Below are 16,321 nucleotides of genomic sequence, written 5' to 3'. Positions count from 1 at the left end.
CAGAGGGCCGTCGGGGCCTGCCCGTGTCATGCGGCACCCCATGAACGTCTGGATGCACGTCTGACGCAATCAATGATCAAGTCGGCCGGACAAGGAAGTTGAGCGAGTGGCAGCACTCGGCCGAGTGAGGTCAGGACAGCAGGAAGTCGGCCTCCCCCGCCTTGGCGCCCTCGATGAAGGCGGTCATCTCGTCCGTGGTGTAGATCAGCGCCGGCCCGTCCGGGTCGGTGGACTGGCGTACGGCGATCCGGCCGTCGGCCAGTTTCATCGCCTCCAGGCAGTTTCCGCCGTTGCCGCCGCTCCAGGGTTTGTGCCAGCCCTCGCTGCCCAACTCCCGCGCGGGCATGCCGTTGTAGACGAGTCCGTGCGGCGTGATGCGATCCATTCACAGCTCCTTGCGGAGATCGCGCAGGATCTCCTTCGTGCGTTGTGCAGTAGCGGCCCGCGCCGCCATGCGGTCCATGACCTCGAGATGGGTCGCCACCTCGGCGCGCGCGTCCAGGTAGACGGCGCCGGTCAGGTACTCGCTGTAGACCATGTCCGGCAGCTCGGGCATGGCGAATCGGAACAGTACGAAGGGCCCGTACGTCCCCGGGTGCGGCCCGTTCTCGAACGGGGCGACCTGGAGCGTCACATGGGGAAGCTTCGTGACCTCGAGCAACCTGTCGATCTGAGCGCGCATCACCTCCGGGGATCCGACCGGGCGGCACAGGGCGGTCTCGTCCATCACCGCCCAGAAGCGGGGGGCGTCGGGACGGGTGAGCAGCTGCTGGCGTTGCATGCGCAGGGCGACGTGCCGCTCGATGTCCTCCGGGCTGGTCCGGCCGATGGCACCCGACCTGAGTACGCCACGCGCGTAGTCCTCGGTCTGGAGCAGGCCGGGGACGAAGTGCGGCTCGTAGGAGCGGATCAGGCTGGCTGCGCCCTCGAGGCTGACGTACATCGAGAACCAGCCGGGCAGGATGTCGTGGAAACGCTGCCACCAGCCCGGCTTGTTGGCCTCCTCTGCCAGCCTGACGAAGAGTTCGGCCTCGTCGCCCGGTACGCCGTAGGCCCTGAGCAGCAGTTGCAGGTACGGGATCTTGAGGGTGACCTCGGCCGTCTCCATGCGGCGAATGGTGGCGGGCGCGACGCGCAGCACACGGGCGGCCTCCTCGCGCTTCAGTCCGGCGCGTTCCCGCAGGTCCAACAGGCGCCGCCCGAGGACCACCTGGCCCACCGTCGGCGCGGACCGCGGCTCGCTCACGCTCTCACCTTCACCGGATGCCTCCACCGAACGGTTTCCTGACAGACGTCCCTGACAGACCTACGGCGCCATTCGAAGATGCATTCGAAGACCGGGGTGGTCTCCGATGCCCCCAATTGGCGCCGTTCGACGTGCTGTTGCGAGCAGTGTGCCACGGCCCCCCACCGCGTCACACAGCACTCTGCAATTTTCAGAGTGACACTTGCCAAGTGTTCACGGCAGGGAGATAGTGGCAAGCGTGATTCCGTCCGCGCCCTTAGGAACAGACGCCGTCGCAGACCGTTCCGGTCTCGGCGCCGATGGCGGTGTCCCTGCGCGAGCCGGCTCGAGAACGGGGCAGGGAGCAATCCCCGACGGGGGCGCTGCCGAGCGTCGGTTCCGCTTCGAACTGGCCGCGCATCCCGGTTCCGTCGCCCAGGCCAGACGCCTCGCACATGCCCGGCTGACCGACTGGTCGGTGTGCGCGGACACGTGTGACAGCGCGGCCCTGGTCATGTCGGAACTGGTCACGAACGCGATCGTGCACACCGTGAGCAGCCGGGTCGTGTGTGAACTGCACGACCGGGACGACACCTTGCGCATAGCCGTACGGGACGAGGGCTGCGCCCCGGGCGAACCCCACCCCTCCCCGCAGCGCCCCGAGGAGGAGCACGGGAGGGGACTGCTCCTCGTCGACGCGCTGTGCCTGTCCTGGGGGGCCCAGGAGCACGGCGCCGGACTGGTGGTGTGGGCCGACCTGGCCCGCCGGACGGACCCCGCCCACGACACCGCCGCTCCGCGGAGCGACCTGGGCTGGGGCGCCCGCCCCAAGCCTGACCGCCCGGGCGACTCCGACGAGGACGAGTCGCCGGAGGGCCGGCAGGGCGCTGCCGGGCGCGTCCACCATCACGCACCCGAGCATCCGCACCGCCACGCAGCACCGGAGCCCCACCGGCATCACCCCCCGGACCGCCCCCCGCACCAGCCTGCGCACCAGCCTGCGCACCGGGGCCCTGATCAGCACCGCACGGAAGACCACCGGCCCGAACAGCACCGGGTCCCCGACCGGCACCGGGCCGCACAGCCCTGGCCCGAGCAACCCCGGGCCGCTGACCAGCACCGCGCCGACGACCACGACCCGGAACTGCACTGGGTCGTCGAGCAGCAACTCGCCGGGGATCACACCGGCGATCACCGCCATGAGCAGTACCGCGCCCCCGAGCAGCGCCGGCCCGCGGAGCACCTCCCCGACCTGCCGCGCGCCGGGGAGCACCCGTGACCGGCGGCCATGCTCCCCGCGGCCACGACCCCCAACGGCCGGGTGCCACCGAGAGGCTTCTCGACGGCGACCGGCGCGGCTCCACCGATCCCGCTCCGCCCCACGCCCCCGGTGTCATGGGTGCCTTCGGCCGGGGCGGCCCGGAGCGGCCCCTCGGTCTGGACACCCTGGTGCGGCTGCAGCGGCGCCGGACCGCCCCGGACGCGCCCCGCAGGCTCGTGGTGCCGGAGGACATGACCGTGCCGCTCGGCTGTGACGCCGTGGCCGTGCCGGACCGGCTCGGGCCGCTCGTCGTGCCCCGGCTGCCCCGGCTGGGCTGTGTGTACACCGACGGTGCCCGCTGGTGGTGGATCGTGCCGTCGGACTCCGACTACGCCCTCCCCTGGCCGGCCCCGGCACACTACGCCCCCGGAGCCCTGGTCACCGGCACCGCCCGGCTCATCCACCGCCCGCAGGGCACGGTCCCGTACACCCCGCCGATCCCGCTCTGCCTGGCCCTGTGCCGGGTGACCGGTACGACCCCGGACTGGTCTCGGGCAGCGCCCCCGCGGTAGGGCCTGTCCTACCGCGCCGTGGCGGGTGCCGGGTCCGTTTCACGGCCGGCCTGAGTTTCGCGAAGGGCCGCTGGGTGCCGCCGTACCCCGCTGGGGCCTCACCGTGGCGGCGCACGTGCAGCCGACCAGGGGCGGGCCTTTCACCCAACCGCTCGACCGGCGCAGAACGGCGCCCGGTCCGCGCCCCGCTTGTCTCCTACGACACCCGGGTGCTCAGCGCGCTCATCTCGTCGATCGCGCCGGGGGGCGCGCCTGACGCTGCTCCGTCCGGTCCGGAGCAACCGTCGGCGAGGGGCGGTGCCGACGCCCGGCCGTGCCTGCCGCGGACCGACCGGGCCGCCGACGCGGGCCCCGCCCGAGCACGGACCACGGCGCCGGGCCGGTCACTCGGTGGCCTCGGTCCCCCGCACGATGACGAGGAACGCGTCCGTCGCGAGGTCCATGACGACCTCGGCGGGCAGGCCTTCCTGACGCCGTGCCTGCGCGAACTCCTCCGCGGGCCAGGATCCCCGCGGACCACCGGCGGGAAAGCGTTCGAGCACCGTTCGCCCGTTCACCATCTCGCACCTCCAGAAAGCGTCGTACTCGATAGGAGTTAACGCCCTGGAGAAGCCAAACGCCTCGTTCGGTGACGGGACTGAGACATTACCTACACCCGTTCGGGGCGGACCGTGAGGATCCGTTCACTTTGTGGCAACACCCGTACGCCGGGTGTCAGTGGTCGTACTCGTCGTGAAGGCGCAGTCGGTCACTTCCGGACGGGTTGCGGCCGAGCGGGGTGAGGTCGAGCAGACCCGTGAGGGTGCCGATGCCGTCCGGGCCGCCCAGGCCGTCGCCCCCCTCGCCGTACACCGAGTAGGTGTGGAAGACGCTGTCGTGGTCGCGCAGGAAGCAGCTGATGCCCGGCCCGTCGGCCAAGCCCTCGTCGGACTCCACGGTGGCCTGGAAGTCGAGGTCGAAGTCGCCGTGGGAGGAGGAGTACCAGGGCACCGTCCAGCCCATGCGCGCCTTGAACGGCAGGATCCTCGTGAACGGCGCCCGGGAGACGGCCGCGAAGGAGGCGTCGCGGGCGCGCAGGTGGGCGAGATGACCGACCTGGTCCAGGAAGGCCGAGCAGCACGGGCAGCCGGTCTCCCGCTCCGGGGCGAACACGAAGTGGTGGACGACGAGCTGGGCCCGGCCCTCGAAGAGGTCCAGCAGGGTGGCCTTGCCGTCACCGCCCTCGAAGACGTACTCCGTGTCGACCTCGACCATGGGCAGCCGCCGCCGCTCCGCGCCGAGCGCCTCACGTGCCCGTCTGACCGCCTCCTCCTTGCGCAGCAACTCCTCACGCGCCGCGCACCACCGCTCGCGCCGGACGATCTCCGGAAGCGACATGGGCCCTCCTGTCCGACGGTCGGTTCGTGGTGCTGACCGTCGCCGGGAGCGGAACTCATCGCCGGGCGTGAAGATTTTTCCCTCACGGCCCTCAGTAGGTCACCGGCAGGGCCCGCAGCCCCCGGGCCCGCATCGACGGCCGCCACCGCAACTCGCCCTCGCCGAGGGCGAGGCGGGGGAAGCGCTCCAGCAGGGCCGCGAGGGCGATCTCCGTCTCGGCACGGGCCAGCGGGGCGCCCAGGCAGTAGTGGATGCCGTGGCCGAGGGCGAGATGGCCGGAGGGGTCGCGCAAGAGGTCGAGACGGTCGGGGTCGGGGAAGCGGGCGGGGTCGCGGTTGGCGGCGGACAGGGACACCCAGACCGTCTCCCCGGCCGGCACGGTGACCCCGGAGATCGTCACGTCCTCCACCGCGAAGCGCCGGATGCCGAACAGCGCCGGACCCTCGTAACGGGTCAGCTCCTCCACAGCCGCCGGAAGCCGCGTCACGTCCTTGCGCAGAGCGGCGAGCTGGTCCGGGTGCCGGAGGAGGGCGAGCACGGCGTTGCCGATGAGCTGGACCGTGTTCTCGTATCCCGCGAAGAGGATGAGGAAGGCCAGCGACATCAGTTCGTCCTCACTGAGCCGGTCGCCCTCGTCGCGGACGGCGATCAGATCGGAGAGAAGGTCGTCCGCGGGCTGCGCGCGCTTGGCGGCGAGGAGGCGCGTGAAGAAGCCGACCATCGCCGCCACCGCCTCCCGGCCGGCCTCGGGGTGTGCGGGATCGGGTGCGATCAGGGCGTCGGTCCAGATTCGGAAGTCCAGTCGGTGCTCCTCCGGCACGCCGAGCAGGTCGCAGATGACGGTGATCGGCAGCGGGGCGGCGTACGAGGCGATGAGGTCGGTGCCACCGTGCGGGCCGAGCGCGTCCAGGAGACGGTCGGCGGTACGGCGCACGGACCCGCGGAGCCGCTGGACCCGGCGCGGGGTGAAGGCGCGGCCGATCAGGCGCCGGATCCGGGTGTGGTCCGGCGGGTCCATGTTGAGGAGGTTGGCATCGAGGGCCGGCGGCAGTGAGAAACCCTTGTAGGTGCCGCAGGTGGCGTGCCGCTTGTCGAGCGAGAGCCGCGGGTCGGCGAGCGCGGCCCGGACGTCCTCGTACCGGGTGACCAGCCAGGCGGGAGTGCCGTCGGGGCCCGTGATGCGCTGCACGGGCGCGGTGTCGCGCAGCCGCCGGTAGACGTCGTAGGGGTGCGTGATGAGGCCGTCCGCGAGATCCATGACGGCCAGCCTACGGGGACTCGGCTGCCGCACCGGGTGTGCGCCGCGCGTGCCCTCGCTTCTCCAACTGCCTTACGGTGGCGAGCACATCGCCGGTCAGGAGCCGCCGGCCGAGCATCAGGATCCGGCCGGCGCGCCGGGCGCGCAGGGCATGGGTGAGCCAGAGGGGTGCCGCGGGCCGGGACACCGGCCTCCCGTCGTACGCGGGCGAGGTGTGCCTCGCCTTCGGACGACGGCGGCCGGGTGGGCGGTGCCTCCACGGTAGGGGGAGGCCGAGTGGGAAACGGGACGCACACGTTTCAGCCGTGTGAAAGGTGCCGCGAAGGCCGCATTCTTCATGAACGCGATCGCCGGGCCGCGGACCGGACGCACGGCGCCCCGTGTGCGACGCCCGGTCAAGTCCCTGGTGACCGAGGCTCGTTGGTCTCATCCAGGATCGACCGGGCCCGGTCGATCGCCTGCGCCAGGTGGCCCGGTCCCGCCCCTGCGGTCAGGGTGGCGACGACCTCGTCGATCCGCCGCAGCCCGGCCCGTTCCAGCAGCCGCTTCTCGTTCGTCACCCACTCGCCGCGGGCCGCGAGCACCGCGTGTGCCGTCTGTGCGGCGGCTGTGGCGACCGCGCCGGCGGTTTCCGTCAGGCGACCGTGCGGGGCGTGGTTGGCCGCGGCGTAGGCGAGGGTCGCCCGGGCGGTGTCGCGCCATCGCTCGGCCGCGGCGGCGCGCAGCTCGGCGGGGTAGCCCGCCGGACGGGGCAGTTCGCCGCGCAGTACCTGGTTGAGCGCCAGCTCGGCCACGACCAGGTAGGTGGGGACACCGGCCAGATGGAAGAGCAGCGGCTCCACCCGGAACCGGCCCCGCTCCGCCTCCGCCAGCTCGTGCTCGACCACGTCGAGGTCCCGGTAGTGGACGTCGACCCGGCGCCCGTCGATCGTCAGCCACGCCCCGCCGTTGAAGACCCCGCCGCCCCAGCCGCCGACCTCGGACACCTCGCCCTCCCAGCCGACGGCGCGCAGATCGTCCGGGGCGAAGGGGCCCCGGTAGTAGATCGCCAGGTCCCAGTCGCTGTCGGGGCGGTGGGTGCCCTGGGCGCGGGACCCGCCGAGGGCCACCCCCCGTACCGTGGGCAGGGCGGCGAGGCGGTCGGTGACGTTCCGGAGGAAATCGGTGTCGTCGTTCATGGGTCTCATGGGAGCGCCCGGCGGCGTCTTGGGGCCACCCGTTTTTTCTCGCCGGCTGGGCCACGCGTGCGGGGACGGACGCCGGGCATGGTCCGGCATCCGCCCGGCGAACCCGTCCCGCGGCGGAGCAACCCGCGCTCCCCTCGGCGCCGCCGACCCGGTTGTCTCACCTCGCGTCGAGGCAGCCGAGCGGAACGAGGAGTTCCGGGCCGTCTCGGTAACCGCGGCACCGGTCCGCCGCGACGCGGGCCGCAGCGCTGCACCGGAGGCGTGAGGTGGTGGCGCGGATCGCGGCGGAGCCCATCGGCGTGCCGCGCCCGGCCTCGCACCGGCTCACGGAACGGGTGATCGAGCACCGCGCCCGGCATGCCGAGGAGTGGACGCACCGGCGGCGGTGGCAGGCACCCGGGCACGCGACGACTCCCGCGTCCGCAGCCCGGGCGCTCGACCGGTGGAAGCGACTGCCCGCGACATCGGCCGACTCGGTACGACGCTCTCCTCGACGGGCTGCACGGGAGCACGGTACGTGCCGCGGCCGAGGATCTGCTGTGCCGCCGGGTCCGCGCCGCCGCCGCGGCCCACCCGGACCTCGCACAGGGGTGCGAGCGGCAGCCGACCGGACGGCGGCCCGACCCGCCGGGCGCGTGAGAGGTGCGGACGAGGATCCGCCGACGCCGGGCAGCACGCGAGAATTCGGATGCGGGCGGGCCGGAGGGGAGCCATCATCGGGAAGTTGCTCACTGTCGTCCCGGGGGAGCACTCCTCATGATCCAGCGCGTCACCGTCCCGGTTCTCTTCCAGCCACCCGCCTACTCCCACGCCTCGGTCGTCGAGGCCGGGACGAAGCTGGCCTTTCTCGCCGGGGCCGTGCCGCTGGACGAGAAGGGTGAGATCGTCGGTCCGGGTGACCCGGTGCGGCAGGCGGAGCGGGTGATCACCAACCTCCAAGAGCAACTGGACGCCGTCGGGAGCGGCTTGGCCCATGTGGTGGCGACGGACGTGTACGTCGTGAGCAGCGAGCCCGCAGTGCTGTCCGCGGTGTGGGAGGTCGTGGCGGCCTCCGGGCTGAGCGCGGGGCCGCATTCGTCCACGCTGCTCGGCGTCGCCTGCCTCGGTTACACCGGGCAGCTGGTGGAGATCACGGCAACCGCCGTGGTGCCGGAGCGGGAGGGGGAAAGCGATGCCGGGTGACGTCGTGCTGCGCCGGGCCGTGGCGGCGGACGCTCCGGCCGCCGCCGATGTGTATCTGCGGTCCTTCCGCGCCGCCCTGCCCACCGTCGTCCGGCCGCGCACCGACGACGAGGTGCGGGAGTACATCCGGGACGTCGTCGTGCCGCTGCGGGAGACCTGGGTGGCCGAGGCCGATGACGGAACGATCGTCGGACTGATGGTGCTCGACGGGGAGTTGCTGTCGCAGCTGTACCTGGATCCCGAGTGGCGGGGGCGCGGCGTCGGCGACCGGTTCGTCGCGCTGGCCAAGGAGCGCGGTCCGGGCGGGCTGACCTTGTGGACCTTCCAGGTCAACAAGCCCGCCCACCGCTTCTACGAGCGCCATGGTTTCACCGCCGTCGAGTTCACCGACGGCAGCGGCAACGAGGAGCGGGAGCCGGACGTGCGGTACGTCTGGCGTCCGTGACCGTCACGGCGGGTGGGGGCCCTGGCCCGAGTGATGCCTGGTGTCCCTGATCGTCACGGCGGGTGGGGGCCCTGGCCCGAGTGATGCCTGGTGTCCCTGATCGTCACGGCGGCCGTGCGCACCGACCCGAATGACGGCTGACGCCGGCGGCCGTCACGGGGGCGTGAGCCCCGCCCGCCCGTGACCGTCATCGCGGGCGCCCCCCGAGTGTGCGCGGGACCGCACGCCCCCGCGGTCCGGCCCGTCCCGGCCACGGTGGCGGACGGGGGCCATGGTGGGCGGGCTCAGCGTGCCGGGCGACCCCATCGCCTCTCCTTGGGGAGCGGCCGCCGGTAGCTGCCCGTCCGGCTGGTGGTCAGGCCCAGGGCGACCAGGGACTCGGCGAGCTTGACCGCCGCCGCGACGCCGTCGACCACGGGCAGCCCGAGCTTCTCCCCCACCGCCCCCTGCAGTCCCGTCATCCCGGCACAGCCGAGGACGAGGACCTCGGCGCCGGCGTCCCTGGCCCGCTCGGCCGCCATGAGGAACGCCGTCTCGGTGCGGCCGGGATCCTCGGCAAGGTCGAGGACGCCGAGGCCGGTGCCGACGACAGCGGCGCAGTTCCGGGCCACGCCAGCCGTCTCCAGGCTGTCCTCGATCTGGCCGCACGAGCGGTCGAGGGTGGTGACGACGCCGTAGCGGCGGCCGAGGAGACAGGCGAGGTGGGCGGCGGCCTCCGTGATGTCCACGGCCGGGACGTCCACCAACTCCCTTACTCCCTCCCGGCCGTGCTCACCGAACCCGGCCAGGACGACGGCGTCGTACGCGGGGCCGTCGTACGTGCGCAGGGCGTCCAGGACGGCGGCCGCGGAGAGATAGCTGTCCAGCCAGCCCTCGGCGGACGCCGGACCCCAGGCCGGGGTCAGGCCGGTCACCATGGTGCCGGGGTCCGCGGCGGCCCGGGCGCCCCGGGCGATCTCCTCGGTCATCTCCCGCGTGGTGTTGCAGTTGGTGACGATGATCCGCACGCCGGTCAGGCCTCCATCGCCGTCGTGGCGCGCTCCCGGCGGCCCAGCAGCGCGTACAGGGCGGCGGCGAGCGCAGTGCCGATGAACCAGGAGTAGGGCGCGACATCGCTGAAGCTCTTCACCAGGGCGATCACGGCGGCGACCGCGGCGGAGGGCAGGAACGCCCACAGCGCCCTCGGGTTGACGCCCTTGCGGTAGTGGTACGGGGTGCCCGGGCGGGCGTCGAACAGCCCGTCGACGTCGACCCTGCCGCGTTTGACCCAGTAGTAGTCGACCATGATCACGCCGAACAGCGGGCCGAGGAAGGCGCCGAGGCCGCCGAGGAAGTAGTCGACGACGGTCGGGTCGGAGAAGAGGTTCCACGGGGTGACGGCCAGCGCGGCCACCGTGCTGATCATGCCGCCGATCTTGAAGGTGATCTTCTGCGGCCAGACGTTGGCGAGGTCGTACGCCGGTGAGACGAAGTTGGCGACGATGTTCACGCCCATGGTGGCGACCGCGAAGGTGAACGCGGCGACGACGAGCACCCAGGTGTTGCCGACCTTGGCGACCAGTTCCGCCGGGTCGGTGATGGCCTGGCCGAACGCCTTCAGCGAACCGGCCGTGACGATCACCGACACGACGACGAAGGCGGTGGAGTTGATGGGCAGGCCCCAGAAGTTGCCGCGCCGGACGGTCCGGTACTCGGGGGCGAAGCGGGAGAAGTCACAGAAGTTGAGCATCAGCGTGCCGTAGGTGGCGAGGATCAGGCCGATCGCGCCGAACCACTGCCGCCACTGCTCGGCCGTGGACACCGGGTGCGGGGTGGAGGTGAGCGAGATGCTCCAGTGGGCCTTGGCGAGGACCCACAGCGCCAGCGCGATCATCACGAGCCAGATCGCCGGGCCGCAGAAGTCCTGGAACTTCCGCACGGCCTCCATGCCCTGCCTGATGATCAGCGCCTGGAGCAGCCAGAGCGAGACGAAGGAGATCCAGCCGAGCGCGTCCAGACCGAGGAAGGAGTGGTGGGTGAGGGCTTCCAGACCCGGCCAGGCCGCCAGCAGCATCACATTGACGGCAACGGAGGCCAGATAGGTCTGGATGCCGTACCACATGATGGCGATCACGGCCCTGATCAGCGCGGGGATGTTGGCGCCCCAGACGCCGAAGCTGATGCGGCTGACCACTGGGAAGGGCACGCCGTGGCGCTGGCCGATCCGGCCCATCCGGTTCATGCCCGCGTAGATGAGCACGAAGCCGACGAGCAGGGAGGTGAAGACCTGCCAGACGTTCATGCCGAGGACCAGCAGGCCGGCGGCGAACGTGTAGTTGCCGAGGTTGTGGACGTCGGACATCCACATGGCGAAGAGGTCGAAGACCTTCCAGTTCCGCTGCTTCGCGGGGGCGAGGTCCTCGTTGACGAGGCGGGGGTCGGGGATGAACGCGGGGGCGCCGGTGGCTTCGGCGCGGTCGGCGAGGGACACGGGGCCTCCTGAGCGGGGGACGAAGGGGCCATTCCGCAGGAACTCGGACGGACCATCGGCAGACAGACCGATGGAACGGCGCGCCAGGCAGGGGAGTAAGGCACGTTTGGTATACCAAACTGCGGACATGGTGCCGTCGTCAAGCGTTCGGACCGATGTCGTTGCCGTTACGGCCCCGTAAAAGTCGCCTCGCGTCGGCGAAGATGGGCCCATGACGAAGATCGAACCCCTGGGCGCGGTGCGCGAACGGGTCCTGGCGAGCCTGCGGGAGGACATCATCGCCGGGCGCCTCGCCCCTGGTGACCGGCTCGTCGAACGGGAACTCGCCGAGCGCTTCGGCGTCTCGCGGGTGCCGGTGCGGGAGGCGATCCGCGCACTGGTCGCCGAGGGCTTCGTCCTCTTCGAGTCCGCCCGCCGTACGGTGGTACGCCGACTGACCCCGACCGACGTCCGGGAACTCTTCGAGCTGCGCGAGGCGTTGGAGGTGTACGCGGCGGGGCTGGCGGCGTCCCGGGTGACCCCCGAGGCCCTGGCGGACCTGCGGGACCTGCTCGACCAGGCCGCGGAGGCGACGAAGGAGGGCGACGCCGAGGCGATCACGGACGTCAACACACGCTTCCACGACCGCATCCGCGCCCTGGCAGGCAACAGCCTGCTGATCTCGGTCATGGAACCGGTCGACGGCCGTCTGCGCTGGCTCACCCGGCGGAACGAGGAGTGGCCCCAACTCCTCACCGAACACCGCGAGCTGTACGAGGCGATCGCCTCCGGCGACCCCACCCGCGCCCGCACCCACGCCCTCGCCCACGTCCGAGCCAACTACCGCTCGACGGTACGGCATCTGTTCGGGGACGAACCGGGAGACGACGACTGAGCCCTCTCACCGAACCGTGCTCTGTGCCGGAGGCCGTCACGGCAACCCCGCCGTCCGCGCCGCCGTGCTCAGCACCTCGCGGAGCATCTCCGCGGTGAGGCGGCCGGTGAAGGTGTTGCGCTGGCTGACGTGGAAACAGCCGAAGAGGTCCAGGCCGTCGAGGGCGACGCGGGTACCGTGGGCGAAGGCCGGGCGGGGCCGGGGCACGGTCCAGCCCGCCTCGCCGAACGCGGGCAGCGCGGCCTGCCAGCCGAAGGCGCCGAGCACGACCGCGGCCTTCAGCGTCGGCCGCAGCAGCCGCAGCTCCTGCACCAGCCAGGGCCGACAGGTGTCGCGTTCGCCGGGGGTCGGCCTGTTGGCGGGCGGGGCGCAGTGCACAGGCGCGGTGACCCGGACGCCGTACAGTTCCAGCCCGTCGTCGGCACTGACGGAGGTGGGCTGCGAGGCGAGCCCCACGTCGTACAGCGCCTGGTAGAGCACGTCTCCGGAGCGGTCGCCGGTGAACATACGGCCCGTTCGGTTGCCGCCGTGTGCGGCGGGGGCGAGCCCGATGATCATCAGCCGGGCGTCGGCGGGACCGAAGCCGGGCACCGGCCGCCCCCAGTACGTCCAGTCGGCGAACGCGGCCCGCTTCGTCCGCGCCACCTCCTCCCGCCACTCGACCAACCGGGGACAGGCCCGGCACTCCGCGACTCGTCCATCGAGCCGGGCAAGTGCGCTGCTGTCGTCCATACGACCACCGTATGCCCGTCGGCTCGGGGTGCACCCGTGCCTCGGCGGCGCGGATACGCGGATCAGCGGGCGGTGCCGTATCCCCCGGCCCCGGGAAAAGCGCCCCCCGCTCACACCGCCCGGAGGGTTAAGGTCGGGGGCATGGCTTCCGAGGATGCGGACGAGAACGCGACCCGGGTAAACGGTGGACCGGACGGGCCCGAGCCCGCCCAGGACGCCCAGGATTCCCACGGCTCCGGGGTCCTTGCCGAGCAGCCCGTCGATCCGAGGACCGCCGCCGCCGTGGCCGCCGCCGAGGCCGCGGGACCCGGCAAGGGCGAGACGGTCCGGATCGACAGCTGGATCTGGGCCGTGCGCCTGATCAAGACGCGGTCCCTGGGTGCCACCGCATGCCGGGGCGGTCACGTCCATGTGAACGGCGAACGGGTCAAGCCCGCCTACTCCGTGCGCGTCGGCGACGAGGTACGCCTGCGGCACGAGGGCCGGGAGCGGGTCGTGATCGTCAAGCGCCTCATCCGCAAGCGGGTCGGCGCGCCCGTGGCCGCGCAGTGCTACATCGACAACTCCCCTCCGCCTCCGCCCCGCGAGGCCGTCGCCCCCGCGGGTGTCCGTGACCGCGGCGCCGGCCGCCCCACCAAGCGCGACCGCCGCGAGATGGAACGCCTCCGTGGCCTCGCCGGTCCGAGCCTCCCGGGCGGCTTCGCCGCGTTCGGCACTGCCGGAGGCGGCCCCGGCGGCTTCGGGGCACCCGGCGCGCCCGGTGGATCCGGGGGCCGGAGCGGCCCCGAGCCGGGCGGCCGCGCCAGGTCCGGTGGCCGCGGCGGAGCCGACGGGCCCCGCGGTTCCGGCGGATCCGGCAGGCGCGGTGCGTCCGGCTCGGGCGGCACCACCGGGCGCCCGCGAGGACGCTGACCGAGAGCAGCGAAGGCTCGGCCGGACGCCCGCCGACACCGTCAGCCGGGGCACCTGCACTGTCGCGCGAAGCACCGGTCGTCGTGCGGTGGCGGTGTCGGCTCGCCGGGTCAGCGACGTCGGACCAGCCGCAGCAGATCCGCGTTGTGCCCGCGCCGGGTCCAGGCGATCAGGGCGAGCGGCGCCATGAGGATCAGCGGTGTCGCCGCGTTCCGGCCGTCGAAGACCGTGAGCTGGGTGAGGAACGCACCCACCATCAGCGCGCTCAGCGCGATCGCCGCGACGGACTGCAGCACGGGGATCAACAGGGCGACCGCACCGGCGAGTTCGAGCGCGCCGATGGTGTACATGGCCCCGCTGCCCCAGCCGATCCTGTCGAAGGCCTCCACGGCCGAGGGGTGCGCGATGAGCTTGGGCAGCGCGCTCGCGATGCCGTAGAACAGCGCGAGCAGCACCTGCAGGGTCCGCAGCGCCATCCGGGCCGCGCGGCCACGGCCGCTGGGAGAACCGGCGGAGGTGACGGAAGCGGTGCGGGCGACGGGAGCGGTGGACTCGGACATGAGGGTCTCCTGGGAAGCGATGCCGATCGTCGATTGCTTTCACCGAGGTAGACGGCTCACGGTCCGGGAACTCATCGCTCCCCGGGCACCCGGTTCGACCGCGGACCCCAGGCCTGCGGCACCGCTCGCACCCATATCCGGTCGCGTGTCAGATACGCGTCCACCTTCAGTCCCGCCTCCTCCAGTGCCGACTCGAACTGTTCCTTGGTCAGCGGCCGGGACAGGAACGTCTGGGTCCAGCGGGCGTCCGGGAAGACGTACTCGACGTGGACCGAGTTCGCCCCGTTCCCCTGCGGCTCGGCCGAGACGATCCGTACGGTGAAGCCGCTCGGGTCGACCCGCTCCCTGGGCACGTTCGTGTGGTAGTCCTCGCCCTCGCGCTGGATGAGCACGCAGCCGTCCTTCGCCACGTGCCGGGCGCAGGTGCGCAACAGACCTCTGCGCACTTCCTCGTCACCGGCGTGCACCAGGAACGACGCCAGCATCACCACCTCGAACCTCTCGCCGCCCAGGTCCAGTTGCTCAATGGGGCTGCATATCGTGCGTGCCCCGCGGACCCGGCTCAGCATGTCGGCGGACTCGTCCACCGCCGTCACCGTGAAGCCGCGCTCGATCAGGGGACGGGTCATCCGGCCCACTCCGCTGCCCAACTCCAGGATGTGCGCCCCGGCCGGTACCGCCGCGGCGATGATGTCCGGTTCCCCGCCCACCGGCAGCCGCTCGTACAGCTCGACCGCGCAGCCGTCCGGGGTGATCGCACCGGGTCCGGTGCCCTCGTGGCCCTCACGCATTTCGACCGTCATGCCCCGACAACGGCCGGTCCCCGCACAGCCGTTCCCCTCCGCCGCGAGTTCACCCGTTCGAGTGAGGCGGGGCTGGGCGGCGCTGTTCGCCCGGGAACGGGAACCAGCCGTGCCCGATGTACCAGTGGCCGCCCGCCCGCAGATGGTCCCCCACGGCCCGCTCCACGGACGTGCGCCGGGGCAGCTGCGCGACCGGCAGGTCAGGGTCACCGAAGACGAACTGGACGGGTTCGGCGTCGGACGGCTCGGTGTCCTCGCGGGCGGTACGGAACCGGTCCTGGAAGCTGATGATGTTGGAGTCGGTCGGCAGGTACCGCTTCAACTGCGGGTCCAGCAGCCAGGAATGGCACAGCGCGGCCACCGGCCGCTCCTCGGGGAAGTGCCGGGCGAAGAACTCACGGGCCCACTCCAGCGATCGGTCGCAGGCGGACGGGGTCAGCGGGCCGTGGAAGTCGGGGATGTGCAGGTTGAGGCAGGGCGTGCCGGGGGCCGCGTCCAGTCCGGCGGCCGCAAGCACCGGCGGCGTGCGCTGCCCGAGCCGCGCGCGCTCGAACTGCAGCCGGCCCAGCTGGTACAGCTCACCGCGGAAGTGCCGGACGAGCCAGCGCCGTGACTGCACGCCGGTCGTGCCGTGCCGTCTGCGGTGCACCGCCATGTGACGGCCCAGGTCGGCCAGGGTGCGCCGGGAGACCTCGGTCGGGATGCCACGCTCCCGGTGCCGGGCGAGGGTGTGCGGGACCGCCGCGACGAAGACGTACACGGGGAAGATGCCGACCAGCTCGGGCGGCGCCGTCTCGAAGAGTTCGGCCAGGTCCGGTGTGCGGCCGGTGTCCTCCGGGACGCGGAACAATTCCTCGACGCACGTCTCCAGGAGCCTCAGCACCTCCGGGTCACCGGGCATCCGGCGCCGCCCGGCCACCAGTGCGTTGATGTCCTCGTGCGGCACGGCCAGGTCGAGGAGCAGTTCGGGCAGATCGTCGGCGTCCGGCAGCACCGGTTCCCCCTTCGACGAGCGGCGGACGAGCGGCGGACGAGCGCCGTTGGTGAACGGCGCCCTCGAAGAGTACGTTGCAAGGAGGAGTGATGGTCCGATGCGTACGGGCAGTGAGCCGGCGACCGCGCGCAGTCCGCTGCGGGCGCGGTTCTGGCTGTGCGTGTGGGGCCTGGTCTGGGCGGTATTCGGCACGGCGGCGTTCGCGCTGGCCGGGCGCCCCGGCTGGGCGGCGGCCTGCGGGGTGCTGTTGCTGGTCGTCACCGCGGACATGACCATGGTGCTCCGGCACATCCGGCAGGGCCCGCACTACCAGCCGGGCCGTGACGTGCCCCCCTACCGGCCACCGGACGACGACACGCCCTTTCCTCGCCCGCCCAGGCACCGGCATCCGTGACGCCGCGCTGCCCTCCGGACATGCCTCCCAGGCGGCTCGCGGATCGCGGTCCGGCCGGGCCGATGGTCCGGCATC

19 protein-coding genes and 1 pseudogene are annotated in these 16,321 nt (G+C 72.4%); 7 read left to right on the top strand and 13 right to left on the bottom strand.

The window, feature by feature from the left end; genetic code table 11:
• Nucleotides 1-130: 130 nt before the first annotated feature.
• Nucleotides 131-385: a DUF397 domain-containing protein gene (locus tag AC5WRT_RS10045; protein ID WP_496092612.1), complete on the bottom strand. Its 255-nt coding sequence runs from the start codon at nucleotides 383-385 to the stop codon at nucleotides 131-133.
• On the bottom strand, nucleotides 386-1,246 hold the full coding sequence (locus AC5WRT_RS10040; RefSeq protein ID WP_496092611.1) for a Sco1979 family transcriptional regulator: 861 nt from the start codon (nucleotides 1,244-1,246) through the stop codon (nucleotides 386-388). It lies immediately after the preceding gene.
• A gap of 202 nt (nucleotides 1,247-1,448) precedes the next feature.
• On the opposite strand from AC5WRT_RS10040, the pseudogene AC5WRT_RS10035 reads away from it, so the two are divergent.
• Both AC5WRT_RS10035 and AC5WRT_RS10030 read left to right on the top strand, forming a co-directional pair.
• A pseudogene (locus AC5WRT_RS10035) lies at nucleotides 1,449-2,120 on the top strand (ATP-binding protein); the annotation flags it as partial.
• Between the two features lie 500 nt (nucleotides 2,121-2,620).
• Nucleotides 2,621-3,058, top strand: a complete 438-nt coding sequence (locus AC5WRT_RS10030; RefSeq protein WP_496100134.1) for a hypothetical protein — start codon at nucleotides 2,621-2,623, stop codon at nucleotides 3,056-3,058.
• Between the two features lie 383 nt (nucleotides 3,059-3,441).
• On the opposite strand, the gene AC5WRT_RS10025 is transcribed toward AC5WRT_RS10030, so the two are convergent.
• From AC5WRT_RS10025 to AC5WRT_RS10005, 5 genes are all read right to left on the bottom strand, one after another.
• Entirely contained in the window at nucleotides 3,442-3,618 is a 177-nt protein-coding gene (locus tag AC5WRT_RS10025) for a DUF8839 family protein (protein ID WP_496092610.1), read from the bottom strand.
• A 154-nt stretch (nucleotides 3,619-3,772) separates the two neighbouring features.
• Nucleotides 3,773-4,435, bottom strand: coding sequence for a DUF899 domain-containing protein (locus AC5WRT_RS10020; protein WP_496092609.1), 663 nt, complete (start codon nucleotides 4,433-4,435; stop codon nucleotides 3,773-3,775).
• Between the two features lie 91 nt (nucleotides 4,436-4,526).
• Nucleotides 4,527-5,693 carry a cytochrome P450 family protein gene (locus tag AC5WRT_RS10015; RefSeq protein ID WP_496100129.1) on the bottom strand — a complete coding sequence of 389 codons (1,167 nt, stop codon included), beginning with the start codon at nucleotides 5,691-5,693 and terminating at the stop codon, nucleotides 4,527-4,529.
• A 10-nt stretch (nucleotides 5,694-5,703) separates the two neighbouring features.
• Nucleotides 5,704-5,880, bottom strand: coding sequence for a hypothetical protein (locus AC5WRT_RS10010; protein ID WP_496092607.1), 177 nt, complete (start codon nucleotides 5,878-5,880; stop codon nucleotides 5,704-5,706).
• A gap of 208 nt (nucleotides 5,881-6,088) precedes the next feature.
• The gene (locus AC5WRT_RS10005; RefSeq protein WP_496092606.1) at nucleotides 6,089-6,871 is read right to left on the bottom strand and encodes a nucleotidyltransferase domain-containing protein; all 783 of its coding nucleotides are present in this window, start codon (nucleotides 6,869-6,871) and stop codon (nucleotides 6,089-6,091) included.
• A gap of 765 nt (nucleotides 6,872-7,636) precedes the next feature.
• On the opposite strand from AC5WRT_RS10005, the gene AC5WRT_RS10000 reads away from it, so the two are divergent.
• Nucleotides 7,637-8,062 (top strand): RidA family protein, encoded by a 426-nt coding sequence (locus AC5WRT_RS10000; RefSeq protein ID WP_496092605.1) that lies wholly within the window; start codon nucleotides 7,637-7,639, stop codon nucleotides 8,060-8,062.
• Nucleotides 8,052-8,507: a GNAT family N-acetyltransferase gene (locus tag AC5WRT_RS09995; RefSeq protein ID WP_496092604.1), complete on the top strand. Its 456-nt coding sequence runs from the start codon at nucleotides 8,052-8,054 to the stop codon at nucleotides 8,505-8,507. The genes AC5WRT_RS10000 and AC5WRT_RS09995 overlap by 11 nt, the downstream gene beginning before the upstream one ends.
• 284 nt (nucleotides 8,508-8,791) lie before the next feature.
• Here AC5WRT_RS09995 and AC5WRT_RS09990 read toward each other — a convergent pair whose 3' ends face one another.
• Both AC5WRT_RS09990 and AC5WRT_RS09985 read right to left on the bottom strand, forming a co-directional pair.
• A complete protein-coding gene (locus AC5WRT_RS09990) occupies nucleotides 8,792-9,514 on the bottom strand; it encodes an aspartate/glutamate racemase family protein (protein ID WP_496092603.1) in 723 nt (240 codons plus the stop codon).
• Between the two features lie 5 nt (nucleotides 9,515-9,519).
• The gene (locus tag AC5WRT_RS09985; RefSeq protein WP_496092602.1) at nucleotides 9,520-10,977 is read right to left on the bottom strand and encodes an NCS1 family nucleobase:cation symporter-1; all 1,458 of its coding nucleotides are present in this window, start codon (nucleotides 10,975-10,977) and stop codon (nucleotides 9,520-9,522) included.
• A 211-nt stretch (nucleotides 10,978-11,188) separates the two neighbouring features.
• On the opposite strand from AC5WRT_RS09985, the gene AC5WRT_RS09980 reads away from it, so the two are divergent.
• Complete coding sequence (locus AC5WRT_RS09980) at nucleotides 11,189-11,851, top strand: GntR family transcriptional regulator (protein ID WP_496092601.1); 663 nt, start codon at nucleotides 11,189-11,191, stop codon at nucleotides 11,849-11,851.
• 36 nt (nucleotides 11,852-11,887) lie between these two features.
• Here AC5WRT_RS09980 and AC5WRT_RS09975 read toward each other — a convergent pair whose 3' ends face one another.
• Nucleotides 11,888-12,583 (bottom strand): uracil-DNA glycosylase, encoded by a 696-nt coding sequence (locus AC5WRT_RS09975; protein WP_496092600.1) that lies wholly within the window; start codon nucleotides 12,581-12,583, stop codon nucleotides 11,888-11,890.
• Nucleotides 12,584-12,724: 141 nt separating this feature from the next.
• On the opposite strand from AC5WRT_RS09975, the gene AC5WRT_RS09970 reads away from it, so the two are divergent.
• Nucleotides 12,725-13,495 (top strand): RNA-binding S4 domain-containing protein, encoded by a 771-nt coding sequence (locus AC5WRT_RS09970; RefSeq protein WP_496092599.1) that lies wholly within the window; start codon nucleotides 12,725-12,727, stop codon nucleotides 13,493-13,495.
• Nucleotides 13,496-13,605: 110 nt separating this feature from the next.
• Here AC5WRT_RS09970 and AC5WRT_RS09965 read toward each other — a convergent pair whose 3' ends face one another.
• The 3 genes from AC5WRT_RS09965 to AC5WRT_RS09955 all read right to left on the bottom strand — a co-directional run bounded on the left by AC5WRT_RS09965 (nucleotide 13,606) and on the right by AC5WRT_RS09955 (nucleotide 15,852).
• Nucleotides 13,606-14,055 (bottom strand): DoxX family protein, encoded by a 450-nt coding sequence (locus AC5WRT_RS09965; RefSeq protein WP_496092598.1) that lies wholly within the window; start codon nucleotides 14,053-14,055, stop codon nucleotides 13,606-13,608.
• 71 nt (nucleotides 14,056-14,126) lie between these two features.
• A complete protein-coding gene (locus AC5WRT_RS09960) occupies nucleotides 14,127-14,858 on the bottom strand; it encodes a class I SAM-dependent methyltransferase (protein ID WP_496092597.1) in 732 nt (243 codons plus the stop codon).
• Nucleotides 14,859-14,907: 49 nt separating this feature from the next.
• Nucleotides 14,908-15,852: an acyltransferase domain-containing protein gene (locus AC5WRT_RS09955; protein WP_496092596.1), complete on the bottom strand. Its 945-nt coding sequence runs from the start codon at nucleotides 15,850-15,852 to the stop codon at nucleotides 14,908-14,910.
• 97 nt (nucleotides 15,853-15,949) lie between these two features.
• Here AC5WRT_RS09955 and AC5WRT_RS09950 point away from each other — a divergent pair, with 97 nt between their 5' ends.
• Nucleotides 15,950-16,246 carry a DUF6343 family protein gene (locus AC5WRT_RS09950; RefSeq protein WP_496092595.1) on the top strand — a complete coding sequence of 99 codons (297 nt, stop codon included), beginning with the start codon at nucleotides 15,950-15,952 and terminating at the stop codon, nucleotides 16,244-16,246.
• Nucleotides 16,247-16,321 lie beyond the last annotated feature (75 nt).

This window comes from Streptomyces sp. NTD91 (assembly GCF_059510455.1).
This window is presented reverse-complemented; position numbering and strand designations above follow the sequence as displayed.

Coding starts and splice junctions, on each gene's coding strand:
- AC5WRT_RS10045 (WP_496092612.1), bottom strand. CDS start 385: ATGGATCGCATCACGCCGCACGGACTCGTCTACAACGGCATGCCCGCG.
- AC5WRT_RS10030 (WP_496100134.1), top strand. CDS start 2,621: ATGGGTGCCTTCGGCCGGGGCGGCCCGGAGCGGCCCCTCGGTCTGGAC.
- AC5WRT_RS10025 (WP_496092610.1), bottom strand. CDS start 3,618: ATGGTGAACGGGCGAACGGTGCTCGAACGCTTTCCCGCCGGTGGTCCG.
- AC5WRT_RS10020 (WP_496092609.1), bottom strand. CDS start 4,435: ATGTCGCTTCCGGAGATCGTCCGGCGCGAGCGGTGGTGCGCGGCGCGT.
- AC5WRT_RS10015 (WP_496100129.1), bottom strand. CDS start 5,693: ATGGATCTCGCGGACGGCCTCATCACGCACCCCTACGACGTCTACCGG.
- AC5WRT_RS10005 (WP_496092606.1), bottom strand. CDS start 6,871: ATGAACGACGACACCGATTTCCTCCGGAACGTCACCGACCGCCTCGCC.
- AC5WRT_RS10000 (WP_496092605.1), top strand. CDS start 7,637: ATGATCCAGCGCGTCACCGTCCCGGTTCTCTTCCAGCCACCCGCCTAC.
- AC5WRT_RS09995 (WP_496092604.1), top strand. CDS start 8,052: ATGCCGGGTGACGTCGTGCTGCGCCGGGCCGTGGCGGCGGACGCTCCG.
- AC5WRT_RS09980 (WP_496092601.1), top strand. CDS start 11,189: ATGACGAAGATCGAACCCCTGGGCGCGGTGCGCGAACGGGTCCTGGCG.
- AC5WRT_RS09975 (WP_496092600.1), bottom strand. CDS start 12,583: ATGGACGACAGCAGCGCACTTGCCCGGCTCGATGGACGAGTCGCGGAG.
- AC5WRT_RS09970 (WP_496092599.1), top strand. CDS start 12,725: ATGGCTTCCGAGGATGCGGACGAGAACGCGACCCGGGTAAACGGTGGA.
- AC5WRT_RS09965 (WP_496092598.1), bottom strand. CDS start 14,055: ATGTCCGAGTCCACCGCTCCCGTCGCCCGCACCGCTTCCGTCACCTCC.
- AC5WRT_RS09960 (WP_496092597.1), bottom strand. CDS start 14,858: ATGACGGTCGAAATGCGTGAGGGCCACGAGGGCACCGGACCCGGTGCG.
- AC5WRT_RS09950 (WP_496092595.1), top strand. CDS start 15,950: ATGCGTACGGGCAGTGAGCCGGCGACCGCGCGCAGTCCGCTGCGGGCG.